This is a genomic window from Bordetella genomosp. 10, from assembly GCF_002261225.1.
Classification (GTDB): domain Bacteria; phylum Pseudomonadota; class Gammaproteobacteria; order Burkholderiales; family Burkholderiaceae_B; genus Bordetella_C.
Window position 1 is genome coordinate 306,251 of the sequence record NZ_NEVM01000002.1, and the last position, 12,761, is coordinate 319,011.

The 12,761-nt window shown below is 69.6% G+C and carries 14 protein-coding genes; 4 read left to right on the top strand and 10 right to left on the bottom strand.

What is annotated here, in order from left to right; all coding sequences use genetic code 11:
• Nucleotides 1-223 precede the first annotated feature (223 nt).
• The 4 genes from CAL29_RS10835 to garL all read left to right on the top strand — a co-directional run bounded on the left by CAL29_RS10835 (nucleotide 224) and on the right by garL (nucleotide 4,190).
• A complete protein-coding gene (locus CAL29_RS10835; protein ID WP_256977495.1) occupies nucleotides 224-922 on the top strand; it encodes a FadR/GntR family transcriptional regulator in 699 nt (232 codons plus the stop codon).
• 25 nt (nucleotides 923-947) lie between these two features.
• Nucleotides 948-2,057, top strand: a complete 1,110-nt coding sequence (locus CAL29_RS10840; RefSeq protein WP_256977350.1) for an Ldh family oxidoreductase — start codon at nucleotides 948-950, stop codon at nucleotides 2,055-2,057.
• Between the two features lie 181 nt (nucleotides 2,058-2,238).
• Complete coding sequence (locus tag CAL29_RS10845) at nucleotides 2,239-3,210, top strand: Bug family tripartite tricarboxylate transporter substrate binding protein (RefSeq protein WP_094853056.1); 972 nt, start codon at nucleotides 2,239-2,241, stop codon at nucleotides 3,208-3,210.
• A 215-nt stretch (nucleotides 3,211-3,425) separates the two neighbouring features.
• Nucleotides 3,426-4,190: a 2-dehydro-3-deoxyglucarate aldolase gene (gene garL / locus CAL29_RS10850; protein WP_094853057.1), complete on the top strand. Its 765-nt coding sequence runs from the start codon at nucleotides 3,426-3,428 to the stop codon at nucleotides 4,188-4,190.
• 216 nt (nucleotides 4,191-4,406) lie between these two features.
• Here garL and rpsT read toward each other — a convergent pair whose 3' ends face one another.
• The 10 genes from rpsT to CAL29_RS10895 all read right to left on the bottom strand — a co-directional run bounded on the left by rpsT (nucleotide 4,407) and on the right by CAL29_RS10895 (nucleotide 12,494).
• Nucleotides 4,407-4,670 carry a 30S ribosomal protein S20 gene (gene rpsT / locus CAL29_RS10855; protein WP_094853058.1) on the bottom strand — a complete coding sequence of 88 codons (264 nt, stop codon included), beginning with the start codon at nucleotides 4,668-4,670 and terminating at the stop codon, nucleotides 4,407-4,409.
• A 132-nt stretch (nucleotides 4,671-4,802) separates the two neighbouring features.
• On the bottom strand, nucleotides 4,803-5,816 hold the full coding sequence (locus CAL29_RS10860) for a FecR family protein (RefSeq protein WP_094853059.1): 1,014 nt from the start codon (nucleotides 5,814-5,816) through the stop codon (nucleotides 4,803-4,805).
• Nucleotides 5,817-6,079: 263 nt separating this feature from the next.
• Nucleotides 6,080-7,645 carry a murein biosynthesis integral membrane protein MurJ gene (gene murJ, locus CAL29_RS10865; RefSeq protein ID WP_094853060.1) on the bottom strand — a complete coding sequence of 522 codons (1,566 nt, stop codon included), beginning with the start codon at nucleotides 7,643-7,645 and terminating at the stop codon, nucleotides 6,080-6,082.
• A 135-nt stretch (nucleotides 7,646-7,780) separates the two neighbouring features.
• Entirely contained in the window at nucleotides 7,781-8,539 is a 759-nt protein-coding gene (locus CAL29_RS10870; protein WP_094853061.1) for a 3-hydroxyacyl-CoA dehydrogenase, read from the bottom strand.
• A 9-nt stretch (nucleotides 8,540-8,548) separates the two neighbouring features.
• Nucleotides 8,549-9,205 (bottom strand): adenylate kinase, encoded by a 657-nt coding sequence (adk, locus tag CAL29_RS10875; protein WP_094853062.1) that lies wholly within the window; start codon nucleotides 9,203-9,205, stop codon nucleotides 8,549-8,551.
• Nucleotides 9,206-9,365: 160 nt separating this feature from the next.
• On the bottom strand, nucleotides 9,366-10,130 hold the full coding sequence (gene kdsB / locus CAL29_RS10880) for a 3-deoxy-manno-octulosonate cytidylyltransferase (protein WP_094853063.1): 765 nt from the start codon (nucleotides 10,128-10,130) through the stop codon (nucleotides 9,366-9,368).
• A gap of 13 nt (nucleotides 10,131-10,143) precedes the next feature.
• Entirely contained in the window at nucleotides 10,144-10,338 is a 195-nt protein-coding gene (locus CAL29_RS10885; protein WP_094853064.1) for a Trm112 family protein, read from the bottom strand.
• A gap of 10 nt (nucleotides 10,339-10,348) precedes the next feature.
• Entirely contained in the window at nucleotides 10,349-11,413 is a 1,065-nt protein-coding gene (gene lpxK / locus CAL29_RS10890; protein WP_256977355.1) for a tetraacyldisaccharide 4'-kinase, read from the bottom strand.
• A complete protein-coding gene (locus CAL29_RS31990) occupies nucleotides 11,410-11,826 on the bottom strand; it encodes an ExbD/TolR family protein (protein ID WP_256977356.1) in 417 nt (138 codons plus the stop codon). Before CAL29_RS31990 ends, lpxK begins: the two co-directional genes overlap by 4 nt.
• Nucleotides 11,823-12,494, bottom strand: coding sequence for a MotA/TolQ/ExbB proton channel family protein (locus CAL29_RS10895; RefSeq protein ID WP_094853066.1), 672 nt, complete (start codon nucleotides 12,492-12,494; stop codon nucleotides 11,823-11,825). Before CAL29_RS10895 ends, CAL29_RS31990 begins: the two co-directional genes overlap by 4 nt.
• Between the last annotated feature and the right edge of the window lie 267 nt (nucleotides 12,495-12,761).

The window sequence follows — 12,761 nt, forward strand, 5'->3', positions numbered from 1 at the left end:
GCGGCGCGCGAGGCCCCGGGCAGGCAGCTTATGTCATCGGTTGTCCGATGTCTAGCTTGTTAAACAATCCAGGGGTTCGGCCGTCGATATGTCAACCAAGTATACTGGCGCCACTTCCGGGGGACAGGAGAAACCATTGCCCAAAGCCCGCAGCCTGACCACCGCCGGCGCCGCCCCCGCGGGCCGTGCCGGCGCGCCCGCGCAGGAGGCGAGGGCGCCGGCCCTGGACCGGGGCCAGCGGGTGCGGCTGGGCGACCAGCTCTATGGCCAGATCTTCGACCGGATCGCCTCGGGCCACCTGAACGTCGGCGACAAGCTGCCGTCCGAACATGAAATCTGCGAACAATTCGGGGTCTCGCGGCCCGTGGTGCGAGAGGCCTTGCTGCGCCTGCGCGCCGACGGCCTGGTCAGCGCCTACCAGGGCCTGGGCACTTTCGTCAGCCACCAGCCCGCGCCGCGCCTGAAGACCCTGGGCGACGTGCGCAACGTCAGCGCCTACCTGCGCGCGCAGGAAGTGCGCATGGCCCTGGAAGGGGATGCCGCGCGCCTGGCGGCCCTGCGCCGCACGGACGAACAACTGAAGAAGATCGTCGATGCGGATCGCGCCTTCGCCGACGGCCTGGCCCATGGCCGGGTCTCGGCGGAAGCGGATCTCGCATTCCATGCCAGCATCGCCGAGGCCAGCGGCAACGATTTCTACCTGGCCGTGCTGGAGACCATCCACGAATCCATCCAGGGGTTCATGCGCCTGTCGCTGAACCTGACGCGCACCGGCTCGCGCCAGCGCGCCGAGCGGGTGGTGGACGAGCATGCCGCCATCCTGGCCGCGATACGCGAGCAGGACGGCGAGCGCGCGCGCGTGGCCATGCAGTTCCACCTGGGACAGGCGCGGCACCGGTTGGTCGACAGGGAGCGGGACTAGACGTACATCCACATGGAGACAGGAAGTGGCAGTCAAGGACAGTGAGATTTTCAAGGCGCCCCTCGACAAGGTGCGCGAACAGATCCTGCGCGTATTGCAGGCCTGGGGCATGCCGGACGACCTGGCGCAAACCACCGCCGCGCTGATGAGCGAGACCGACGCCCTGGGCGTCGATTCGCATGGCATCTCGATGCTGCCCAGCTACGAGGACAAGGTGCGCGCCGGCACGCTGAACATCGCCGCGCGGGCGCGCGTGGTGCGCGACAGCCCCGCCAGCGCCTTGCTCGACGCCGAAGGCGGCCTGGGCTATCCGGCCGCCGCGCAGGCCATGAATCTGGCGGTGGACAAGGCGCTGGCGCAGGGCGTGGGGGCGGTGGCGGTGCGCAACTCGCATCACTTCGGCGCGGCCGGCGTGTACGCGCGCATCGCCGTGCGCCGGGGCGTCGTCGGCCTGGTGACCAGCAGCGCCAACGGCGTGATCATGGTGCCCACCGGGGCGGCGCGTCCCATGCTGGGCACCAACCCGCTGTCCTTCGCGGCGCCGGCCGGCAAGCACGAGCCTTTCGTGCTGGACATGGCCACCACCACCGTGGCGGCCAACAAGGTCAAGGTCTACGACTTCCACCGCAAGGAGCTGCCGTCGGGCTGGGCCGTCGACGGGCAGGGCCAGCCGGTGACCGATTCGGCCGAGGCCATGGCCTACATCTTCGACCGTCCCGATGGCGGGCTGACGCCGCTGGGCGGCACGTCGGCCATGAGCAGCCACAAGGGCTACGGCCTGGCGATGATGGCGCAGATCCTGGGCTCGACGCTGACGGGCAGCGAATTCGCCCTGACCTATGCGCAGCGCCGCCAGGCCGGCCAGCCCGACAACATCGGCCACTTCTTCCTGGCCCTGAACCCCGCGGCGTTCCGCGACGCGGGCGCGTTCGAGGCCGACCTGGACCAGATGATAGACGCCGTGCACGACATGCCGCGCGCCGACCCCGCCGTGCCGGTGATGGTGGCCGGCGAGCCGGAAGCCGCGCACCGCGCCCGCCGCGAAGTCGAAGGCGTGCCCATTCCGCCGGCGCTGGACCAGCGCCTGCGCGCCATCTGCGAACGTTGCGGCGCGCCGTACCTGCTCGCGTCGTAGCTCGCTGTATGCCGTAGTCAGTTCCACACGCAAGGTAGTGCCACACCCAACCATAACAACGTCGATAAGGACAGGAGACAACATGGCATCGAAGCGCTTTTGCGGCCCCGGGGCCGCTGCAAGGGAAGAGGGCCTTCCCAGTAGGCAGACCACGGCGCAAGCCGGGCCACGGCGCCGCGCCATGGCGGCCCTGGCACTGACCGTGGCCGTGGCCGGTCTTGGCGCCACCCTCCTGGCGCCGGCCGCGCAGGCCGCGGACTGGCCCGACAAGCCGCTGCGGCTGATCGTGCCTTTCCCGCCGGGCGGCAGCACCGACGCGGTGGGCCGCCTGGTCGCCGCCGAGCTGGCCAAGGACTTGAAGCAGACGGTGATCGTCGAGAACAAGGGCGGCGCCAACGGCAACATCGGCTCGGACTACGTCGCCAAGGCCGAGCCGGACGGCTACACCCTGCTGCTCTCGGGCGTGGGCTCGAACGCCATCAACTACGCGCTGTACCAGTCCATGCCTTACAAGAACAGCGATTTCGCCCACATTTCGCTGCTGGCGACGGGGCCCAACGTGCTGGTCGCCAATCCCGAATTCCCGGCCAAGACCTTCAAGGAATTCATCGCGCTGGCCAAGGCCAATCCCGGCAAGTACACGCATGCCAGTTCGGGCAGCGGCTCGTCGGGGCATCTGGCGATGGAAATGCTCAAGCAGGCGGCCGGCATCGACCTGGTCCACATTCCCTACAAGGGCGGCGCCGCGGCCATCACCGACACCATCGGCGGCCGCGTGTCGGTGCTGTTCCTCAACCAGGACAACGTGCTGCCGCAGGTCCAGGCGGGCAAGCTGCGGGCGCTGGCGGTGGCCAGCGAGAAACGCAATCCGGCCTATCCGGATACGCCGACCATCGCCGAGTCCGGCTATCCGGGATTCGCCGCGGAATCGTGGTTCGGCCTGTCCGCCCCGGCGCGCACGCCGCCGCAGGTGATCGAGCGCTTGCATCAGGCCACGGTCAAGGCCATGGCCAACCCGGAGCTGAGGCAGAAGCTGGAGAAGGTGGGCTTCGTCGTCGTCGGCGACAGCCCGCGCGAATTCTCCGCCTTCGTCGCCGCCGAGATCCAGAAGTGGGGCAAGGCGGCCAAGGAGTCCGGCGCGCACATGGATTGAGATGGATTGATATGGATTGAGGATAGGGTCCGCGGCGCCGGGTCGCTCCCCGGCGCTGGGTTTGCGCCCCAGGCAGGAACGTCCCGGGAACGCCGTGTTTGGCGCAGCCCGGGGCGCCAGGACATTTTCGGTGGGCGGGCGTCGTTCGAGGCGCCCGCCCGAATCAAGCGGCGCGCCGGCGTGCGCGCGCGTCTACACAGGAAGCAGGAAGCATCATGACTTCACCCCTCCCCAATCGTTTCCGCCAGCGCATTCTCGCGCGCGAGCAGGTTATCGGTTTCTGGATGTGCATGTCCAGCCACATCACCGCCGAACTGGCCGGCCTGGCCGGCTACGACTGGCTGCTGCTGGACGGCGAGCATTCGCCCAACGAGATCCCGATGTTCCTCCAGCAGTTGCAGGCCCTGCAGGGCAGCGACGCGGCGCCCGTGGGACGGCCGACGCAGAACGACCCGGTGGAGATCAAGCGCTTCCTGGACATCGGCTTCTACAACTTCCTGATCCCCTTCGTCGAATCGGCCGAAGAGGCGCGCCGCGCGGTGGCCGCGACGCGCTATCCGCCCGAGGGCATCCGCGGCGTGGCGGGCATGCAGCGCAGCAACCGCTACGGCACCGTGCCGGACTACCTGAAGACGATCAACGACAACATCTGCGTGCTGCTGCAGATCGAAAGCCAGGCCGGCGTCGACGCGGTCGACGAGATCGCCGCGGTGCCCGGCGTGGACGGCATCTTCATCGGGCCTTCGGACCTGGCGGCGGCCTTGGGGCATCTCGGCAATCCCAACCACCCGGAGGTGCAGGGGACCATACGCCACCTGTACGAGCGCGCGACCGCGCACGGCAAGGCCGTCGGCATCCTGGCGCCCGTGGTGGAAGACGCCCGCCGCTACATCGACATGGGCATGCACTTCGTCGCGGTGGGGACCGATCTGGGCGTGTTCAAGCAGGCCACGTTCGCCTTGCGCGAGACCTTCCGCTGAGAGAGGGCAGGGCAGCATAAGTCAAAGGGCCGAATCCACGAGGACTCGGCCCTTGATTTGCCTATCTCGCCTGCCATGCGCGCAAGGGGCATTCCAAACGAGGCCTGGATGCCGCGGACGCGCGATTGCCCCAACGCATCGGCATCAGGCGCGACAAACGGCGCCGGCGCGATGACGCAGGGCAGGTCCGGGTCGGAAGACCCGGACGAAGAACTATCAGGCCAGGGCCTTGACGGCGGCAGCCAGGCGGCTCTTGTGGCGAGCGGCCTTGTTCTTGTGGATGATGTTCTTGTCGGCCACGCGATCGATCACGCTGGTCGACTTTTGCAGCACGGCGGTGGCGGCAGCCTTGTCGCCCGCTTCAATGGCTTGGCGCACGCGCTTGATGGCGGTACGCAGCATCGAGCGCAGGCTCGAGTTGTGCTTGTTGCGCTCGACGGATTGACGGGCACGCTTGCGGGCTTGGGCAGTGTTGGCCATATTGCTAATGAGTTAAGAATTCGGCAAAGCTCAAGAGTATAACAGTAATTGAGCTTAACGCAAGAAACTTCAACATCCGCGCGCCCCGTGACGTATGCCCGCGCCATAACGCGCGGGCTCGCGACGGCGGGCTCAGGTCTGCAGCACGTCGATGCTGACGAGCCAGGGCAGGCGCCGGATTGTAATGGGTACGGTGCGCGCCAGGGTGTCGAGCGTGGCGTCGGAGTCGTCCAGCGGGAACTGGCCGGTGACGAGCAGGCCGCCGGCGGCCATCGAGACGCGCAGCAGGCCGCTGCGATAGGGCCGCAGGGCCGCCACGATGTCGGCCAGCGGGCGGTTGCGGACGGCGATCCAGCCCGTCTCCCAGGCCGCGTCGGCCATCAGCTCGGCGCGCGGCGTATCGATCTGCATGTCGTCGAAGCGCGCGCCGGCGCCGGCCGCCACGGTGGCGCGGGCCTGGCGGTTGGTGACGATCTCGACTTCGTGTTCGTGCACCACCACCAGCGACCGGCGGATCTGCTGGCGCACCATGTAGCGCGTGCCCAGGGACCGCACCGAGCCCTGTTCGGTGTGGATGTAGAAGGGCCGGCCGGGATCGCGGGCCACGGACGCGGTGACGGCGCCTTCCAGCAGGCGCACGTTGCGCGTGGGGCCGGCGAAATCCAGTTCGACGCGGGTGCGCGCGTCGAGCAGGATCTGGCTGCCGTCCGACAGCAGGTACTGGCGCCGCTCGCCCGTTGCCGTGGCGGCGTCGGCCATCAGGTTCTTCAGCGGATACAGCTCGTTGACCACGCCCAGCCCGATGATGCCGGCCGCCAATGCGCCGCCGCCGGTCAGCAGGCGCCGCCGCAGCGCGCCGCGGGCCAGCTTGGGCGGAACCAGGGGCGTCTGCGCGGCCAACTGCGCCGCCACGGTGGCGGAGCGCCGCACGCCCATCGCCGCCTGGGCCTGGCCCGGGGGCGTGTAGCCCGCCGGATAGTAGTCGCTCAGGCGGCCAAAGGAGGAACCGAGCGCCGAGGTCAACTGGTTCCAGGCTTTTTCGTGCAGGGGATCCGAGGCGCGCCAGGCCATGAAGTCCGCGTAATCGGCAGGCGACGCGCGGCCGGAACGCAACAGCAGCAGCCAGTTCACGACCTGGTCTGCCACGGGCGAAGCGGGTTCCGGTATTGCGTCCTGTCTCAATGGCGTTCCAGGGCGGGCTTTGTCGGTATGTGGGGATATTGCATTGTAAATCGGATTGTAAATATTAAAGCGTTTTCTAAGCTATCGGGCGTTTTCCTCAATGAATTTAAAGGGAATTCACCCGAGGTCAGCCTTATGGATGAGCTGGGGGCAGAAATATACGGAAATTTTCAGAAATATGCTGGATTCCGGGGACAGGCCGGCACGAAATGCCGGGGCCACCGTCCTCAGTGGACGTCGACGGCGCGGCGGGTGAAATCGCGCGGCCGGACGCCGCAAAGAAGGAGCACGGCGCCGTAGGTGGCGGCGCTGCCCAGCAGCACCGCGGCCAGCCAGCAGGCGCGTTGGCCGGGATGGGCCTGGAGGGCGATCCAGTCCAGGTGGCGGCCGGCGTAGACCAGCACCGCGGCCATGGCCAGCAGCGCCGGCGCCAGGCGCAGCGCGAAGACGCCCCAGCCGGGACCCGGGCGATAGGCGCCGCGGCGCAGCAGCAGCGCCAGCAGCAGCAGGGCGTTCAGGCAGGCGCCCAGGCCGATGGCCAGGGCCAGGCCGGCATGCGCCAGGCGCGGCACCAGCGCCAGGTTCAGGCACTGCGTCAGGACCAGCACCAGCACGGCCACCTTGACCGGCGTGCGGATGTCCTGCCGCGCATAGAAGCCGGGCGCCAGGATCTTCACCGACAGCAGGCCGATCAGGCCGACGCCGTAGGCCATGACGGCGAGGCGCGTCTGCGCCACGTCGTGGGCGGAAAAGGCGCCGTAGTGGAACAGGGTGGCGACCAGCCCGTCGGACAGCAGCGCCAGGCCCACCGCGCCGGGCAGGCCCACCAGCAGGGTCAGGCGCAGGCCCCAGTCGAGCAGGGCGCTGTAGGCCCGGGTATCCGCGCGGGCGTTGGCCGCCGACAGGCTGGGCAGCAGCACCGTGCCCAGCGCCACGCCCAGCATGGCGGTGGGGAATTCCATCAGGCGGTCGGCATAGGACAGCCAGGTGACGCTGCCGGCCGGTAGCCAGGTGGCGATATTGGTGTTGATCAGCAGCGAAATCTGCGCCACCGAAACGCCCAGCGTCGCCGGCAGCATCTGCTTGAGGATGCGCTGCACGGTCGGATCGGCCCAGGCCTCGCGCAACCCCGGCGTAAAGCGGGGCGCCATGCCCAGGCGGACCAGCGCCGCCCACTGGATGGCCAGTTGCAGCAGGCCGCCGGCCAGCACGCCGACCGCCAGCGCGTAGATGGGCGGGTCGTAATGCGGCGCCAGCCAGATGCAGGCCGAGATCATGGCCACGTTCAGCAGCACCGGGGTGAAGGCCGGCACGGCGAAATGGCGCCAGGTATTGAGCACGCCGGAGGCGAACGCCACCAGGGACATGCACAGGATGTAGGGGAACATCACGCGCGTCATCCACACCGCGCCGTCGAAGCCGGCGGCGCCGGCGCCCTTGCGCAGGCCGCTGGCCATGACGGTCACCACCCAGGGCGCGGCCGCCATGCCGATGACGGTGACGATCATCAGCGCGACGGTGAGCAGCAGCGCGACCTTGTCCAGCAGGGGGCGCACGCCTTCGTCGCCATGCCTGGCGCGGGCCGCGCCCAGGATGGGCACGAAGGCCTGCGCGAACGCGCCTTCGGCGAACAGCCGCCGCAGCAGGTTGGGAATGCGGAAGGCCACCCAGAACGCGTCGGTGAGCGGGGCGGCGCCGAACGCGCGCGCCACCAGGATGTCGCGGACCAGGCCCGCGATGCGCGACAGCAAGGTGAAGCTGCTGACCGTGGAGGCGGAGCGCAACAGGCTCATGGCGGCGGGAAACGCAGGGAAAGGATGAAGAAAACCGGGGATGAAGAAAACCCGGGCCGGCGGGCCCGGGCGAGGCAGGCCCGGGAGACGGCTCCCGGACCGGCGCGGCCGCGGCGTCCGCGCGGACTTCGGGCCTTACTTCGGCGGCATGCGGATGGCGCCATCCAGGCGGATGGTTTCGCCGTTCAGCATGTCATTGGTGACGATGCTCTGCACCAGCTTGGCGTAGTCTTCCGGACGGCCCAGGCGGGCGGGGAAGGGGATGCTGGCGGCCAGCGAGTCCTGCACTTCCTGCGGCATGCCGAAGATCATGGGCGTGCCGAAGATGCCGGGAGCGATGGTCATGCAGCGGATGCCGACCTTGGCCAGGTCGCGCGCGATCGGCAGGGTCATGCCGACCACGCCGGCCTTGGAGGCGGCATAGGCGGCCTGGCCGATCTGGCCGTCATAGGCCGCCACGGAGGCCGTATTGATCAACACGCCGCGCTCGCCGGTGGGCTCGGGCGTATTGGCGCCCATGGCCTCCGCGCACAGGCGCATCATGTTGAAGCTGCCGATCAGGTTGATCGAGACGACCTTCTGGAACAGGTCCAGCGGGTGCGGCCCGTTCTTGCCGACGATACGGGCGGCGGGCGCCACGCCCGCGCAATTGACCAGGCCGAACAGCGGGCCGATGGCGACGGCGGCGGCGACCGCCGCCTTGGCGTCGGCTTCCTGCGTCACGTCGCAGTGCACGTAGCGCTGGCCCAGTTCCTGCGCCAGCTTGTCGCCGGCTTCGTCCTGCAGGTCGGCGATCACGACCTTGGCGCCGTTGGCCACCAGCATGCGCACGGTGCCCGCGCCCAGGCCCGAGGCGCCGCCGGTGACGATGAATACCTTGTTGGCGATTTCCATGTGGGGACCTCAGCCTTGCAGGGCGGCGAACACGCGCGCCTTGATCTCGTCGACCGCGCCGACGCCGGAAATCTTGCGGTAGCGCGGCGCATGCTGCGCATCGCTCCTGGCCCAGTTGGAGTAGTAGTCCACCAACGGACGGGTCTGGTTGCGGTAGACCTCCAGGCGGTTGCGCACGGTTTCCTCGCGGTCGTCGTCGCGTTGCACCAGCGGTTCGCCGGTGACGTCGTCCTTGCCCTCGGCCTTGGGCGGATTGAAGCGCACGTGATAGCTGCGGCCGCTGGCGGGGTGCACGCGGCGGCCGCTCATGCGTTCGATGATGTCGTCCTCGGGGACTTCGATCTCGACCACGTAGTCCAGCTTGACGCCGGCATCCTTCAGCGCGTCGGCCTGCGGGATGGTGCGCGGGAATCCGTCGAACAGATAGCCCTTGCCGCAATCCGGCTGGGTCAGGCGGTCGCGCACCAGGCCGATGATGAGGTCGTCGGAGACCAGGCCGCCCGAGGCCATGATCTTCTTGGCTTCCAGGCCCAGCGGCGTGGCCGCCTTGACCGCCGCGCGCAACATGTCGCCGGTGGAAATCTGCGGAATACCGAAGTGCTGGGTGATGAAGGCGGCCTGGGTGCCTTTACCGGCGCCAGGGGGGCCGAGCAGGATGAGACGCATGAAAGCTCCTGGGATGGGTGTGTATTTTTGTGATCGGGCCGATTATGCCGCAATGCGGGCGGGCCTGCCCTGCTGCGGACGGACGGGCCCGTGGGCGCCGCGTCCCGCGAAGACGCGCACGGCGGCGAACTTCCGGGATCTCGGCGCCGGGGATAGGCCCTTATAACCGATTTGCATAGACGCGGCGTACGCGTTCCAGGTCTTCCGGCGTGTCCACGCCCGCGGCGGGCGCCTGGTTGACCTGGTGCACCACGATGGCGTGGCCATGTTCGAGGGCGCGCAACTGTTCCAGCGCTTCCCAGCGTTCCAGCGCGCCTTGCGGCAGCGTGGGGAAGCGGCGCAGGAAGCCGGCGCGGTAGGCATAGAGGCCGATGTGGTGCCAGGCCGGCAGGCCGGGCGCCAGGATGCGGTCGCCGCCGGCCAGCGCGTCGCGCGCCCAGGGGATGGGCGCGCGCGAAAAATAGAGCGCGCGGCCATCGGCGGCGCAGACGGCCTTGACCACGTTGGGGTTGAACAGCGCCGCCGCGTCCGCGATGGGGCAGGCGCAGGTGGCGATGGCGGCGTCCGGACGCTCGGCCAGCAGGCTGGCCACGGCGTCGATCAGGCCGGGTTCGATGAGCGGTTCGTCGCCCTGGACGTTGACGACGACGGCGTCGTCGGCCAGTTGCAGCGCCTGTACGGCTTCGGACAGGCGGTCCGTGCCGGTGGGATGGTCGGCGCGCGTCATCAGGGCTTCGATGCCGTGCTCGCGGGCGGCGCGCGCCACCCGCTCGTCGTCCGTGGCGACCAGCACGCGGGCGGCGCCGGAGGCGGCCGCGCGCTCGGCGGTGCGCACCACCATGGGCTTGCCGGCGATGTCGGCCAGCGGCTTGTCGGGCAGGCGGGTGGACGCCGCGCGGGCCGGAATGATCGCGGTGAAGCTCATTGCGGCAGGCGGGTCATTGCGCTTGGGCGGCGCCGTTGCGCTCGCCGTCCAGCGGGCGCGCCTCGGACTCCAGCATGACCGGGATGCCGTCGCGCACGGGGAACGCCAGGCGGTCCGCCGCGCAGGTGAGTTCGGCCTGCTGGCGGTCGTATTTCAGGCGGCCCTTGCAGATGGGGCAGACGAGGATGTCGAGCAGTCGGGATTCCATGGGCGGAATTCTAGTGCAGATTGGCGGGCCGCGCCGCGCGCGCGGACGAACGCAGCGCCTCGGCCAGCCAGTCGAAGAAGCGCGGATCGGAAAAGCGCGGCGTGGCCGGCACCACCCACAGGCGATGGTCGCCCAGGCCCAGGCACTTGACCGCGTCCTTGGTCGTGACGAGGATCAGGTCGGCGGCCACGGTGCGGAAGGGCGAATGGCTGTAGCTGTAGTGGTCCGGCAGCGGCACGGTGGCCGCCAGCGGCATGCCGCTGGCGCGCAGCGAGGAAAAGAAGCGCTGCGGGTTGCCGATGCCGGCGGCGGCGGCGATGCGGTCGTGCGCGTAGTCGTCGCGCAATTCCCACAGCGTGCGGCGCTGGCCGTCGCGCAGGCGCCAGGCCTCGGTCAGTTCCATCCACATGTTCACGCGGCGCGGCCGGCCGTCGGCCGCCGGCGCCGGCGTTTCGGCGTCGGCCACGTTGTCGATGATGACGTCGACGTCGGCCAGCCGGCTGGCCGGCTCGCGCAGCGGACCGGCCGGCAGCAGGCGGCCGTTGCCGACGCCGCGGTCGTCCTGCACCACGATTTCGATGTCGCGCGCCAGCGCCAGGTGCTGCAGGCCGTCGTCCGAAACGATGACGTCGACTTCCGGATGGGCGCTGAGCAGGGTGCGCGCCGCGCGCGGCCGGTCGGGGTGCACCGAGATGGGGGCGCCGCTGGCGCGGGCGATGAGGGCGGGTTCGTCGCCGAAGCGTTCCGCCGACAGTTCGCCGCGGCCGACGTGGGCGTGCTTGCCAACCTTGACGCCGTAGCCGCGGCTGACCACGCCGGGGGTATGGCCGCGCTCGCGCAGCGCCTTCACCAGCGCCACCACCACGGGCGTCTTGCCGGTGCCGCCGACGTAGATGTTGCCGACGACGATGACCGGCACCGGCGGCCGGTAGGCCCGCAGCCAGCCGCGCCGGTACGCCGCGCGCTTCGCTGCGACGGCCAGCCAGACCAGGCCGGAGAGCGGCAGCAGCAGATGGGACAGCCAGCCGGCGCGCTGCCATTGCCGCTGGATCAGCCGGGTCGCGAACGTGCTCACCGGGCGGTCTGCGTGGCGAAGTTGACGCGGGCGATGCCGGCCTGGCGGGCAGCCTCCATGACGTTGACCACCGTCTGGTGGGTGGCCAGGGCGTCGGCATTGATGACCAGGACGGGATCCTTGCGGTTGGCCACGGCGGCGCGCAGCGCCGCGGCGATATCGGAGGCGGTGGCGGCGTCCAGCAGCTTGCCGTCCAGCGCATAGTGGCCGTCCTGGCTGATCGCCACTTCGATGGGCGCGACCGCCTGCTGCTCGGCGGCGGCCTGCGGCAGGGTGACCTTGAGCTGGCTGAAACGGGCGAAGGAGGTGGTGGCGGCCAGGAAAATCAGGATGACCAGCAGCACGTCGATGAGCGGGATCAGGTTGATCTCCAGCTCGTCGCCGCGGCGCGATCGCGAACCGCCGAAATTCATGACAGCGCGTCCTGGAAGACCGGTTCGCGCAGGCCGCCGTCATCTTCCGGGCCGGCGCCGCGGGCGCGGGCGCCGCCGCCCAGGATGCGGGCGGCGCGGCCGGCCGCCTGTTCCATCTGGTGCAGATAGCCGTCGACGCGTCCGCGCAGGTAGCGGTGGAAGATCATGGCCGGGATGGCGATGAGGATGCCGAAACCCGTGTTGTAGAGCGCGACCGAGATGCCGTGGGCCAGTTGGGCCGGGTCGCCGCCCACCGGCGAATAGGAGCCGAAGATGTCGATCATGCCCACCACCGTGCCGAACAGGCCCAGCAGGGGGGCCACCACGGCGATGGTGCCCAGCGCCGATACGTAGCGGTTCAGGTCGTGGGCGACGGCGCGGCCGACGTCCTCCACCGCGCTGCGCATTTCGTCGCGCGGCGCGTGGCGGTTGCGCAGCACCTCGGCCAGCACGCGGCCCAGCGGGGAATTGCGCTCCAGCCGGTTGACGGCTTCGGGGCTGTCCTGCCGGTTGCGCACCATGTCGAGCACCTGGGCGAGCAGGCCGGGCGGCGCCACCAGGCTGCGGCGCAGCGAGAGCAGGCGCTCGAAAATCAGGGCCAGGCACAGGACCGAGGTGGCGAGCAAGAACCAGATCGGCCAGCCGGCGTCGCGGAGAATGGACAGCAAAAGGGAACTCCAGGAAGGGCGCCGCCGCGGGGCTGCGGGCACGGGAAAACCGGCGGCGCCACGGCGAACTCAAGGCGAACTGTAACGGGCGGGACACCGCCCTGGCAATAGCGGGACAGGGGGCGCCGCCCATCCGCACGGTAGCCGTACGCCATCCGCAGGCCGGCGGCGCGAGCGGCCGAAACTATCCACAGAATCTGTGGATAATTCTGTGCAGAAATCGGCCGGAACCCGCATTCATGCGGGCTGCGCGTCGGCACGGGTCCA

Bases quoted from the DNA above. Each gene is read 5' to 3' on its own strand.
- CAL29_RS31990 (WP_256977356.1), bottom strand. From the start codon at position 11,826: ATGAATTTCGGCGGTTCGCGATCGCGCCGCGGCGACGAGCTGGAGATC.
- rpsT (WP_094853058.1), bottom strand. From the start codon at position 4,670: ATGGCCAACACTGCCCAAGCCCGCAAGCGTGCCCGTCAATCCGTCGAG.
- CAL29_RS10845 (WP_094853056.1), top strand. From the start codon at position 2,239: ATGGCGGCCCTGGCACTGACCGTGGCCGTGGCCGGTCTTGGCGCCACC.
- kdsB (WP_094853063.1), bottom strand. From the start codon at position 10,130: ATGAGCTTCACCGCGATCATTCCGGCCCGCGCGGCGTCCACCCGCCTG.
- murJ (WP_094853060.1), bottom strand. From the start codon at position 7,645: ATGAGCCTGTTGCGCTCCGCCTCCACGGTCAGCAGCTTCACCTTGCTG.
- CAL29_RS10870 (WP_094853061.1), bottom strand. From the start codon at position 8,539: ATGGAAATCGCCAACAAGGTATTCATCGTCACCGGCGGCGCCTCGGGC.
- CAL29_RS10885 (WP_094853064.1), bottom strand. From the start codon at position 10,338: ATGGAATCCCGACTGCTCGACATCCTCGTCTGCCCCATCTGCAAGGGC.
- garL (WP_094853057.1), top strand. From the start codon at position 3,426: ATGACTTCACCCCTCCCCAATCGTTTCCGCCAGCGCATTCTCGCGCGC.
- adk (WP_094853062.1), bottom strand. From the start codon at position 9,205: ATGCGTCTCATCCTGCTCGGCCCCCCTGGCGCCGGTAAAGGCACCCAG.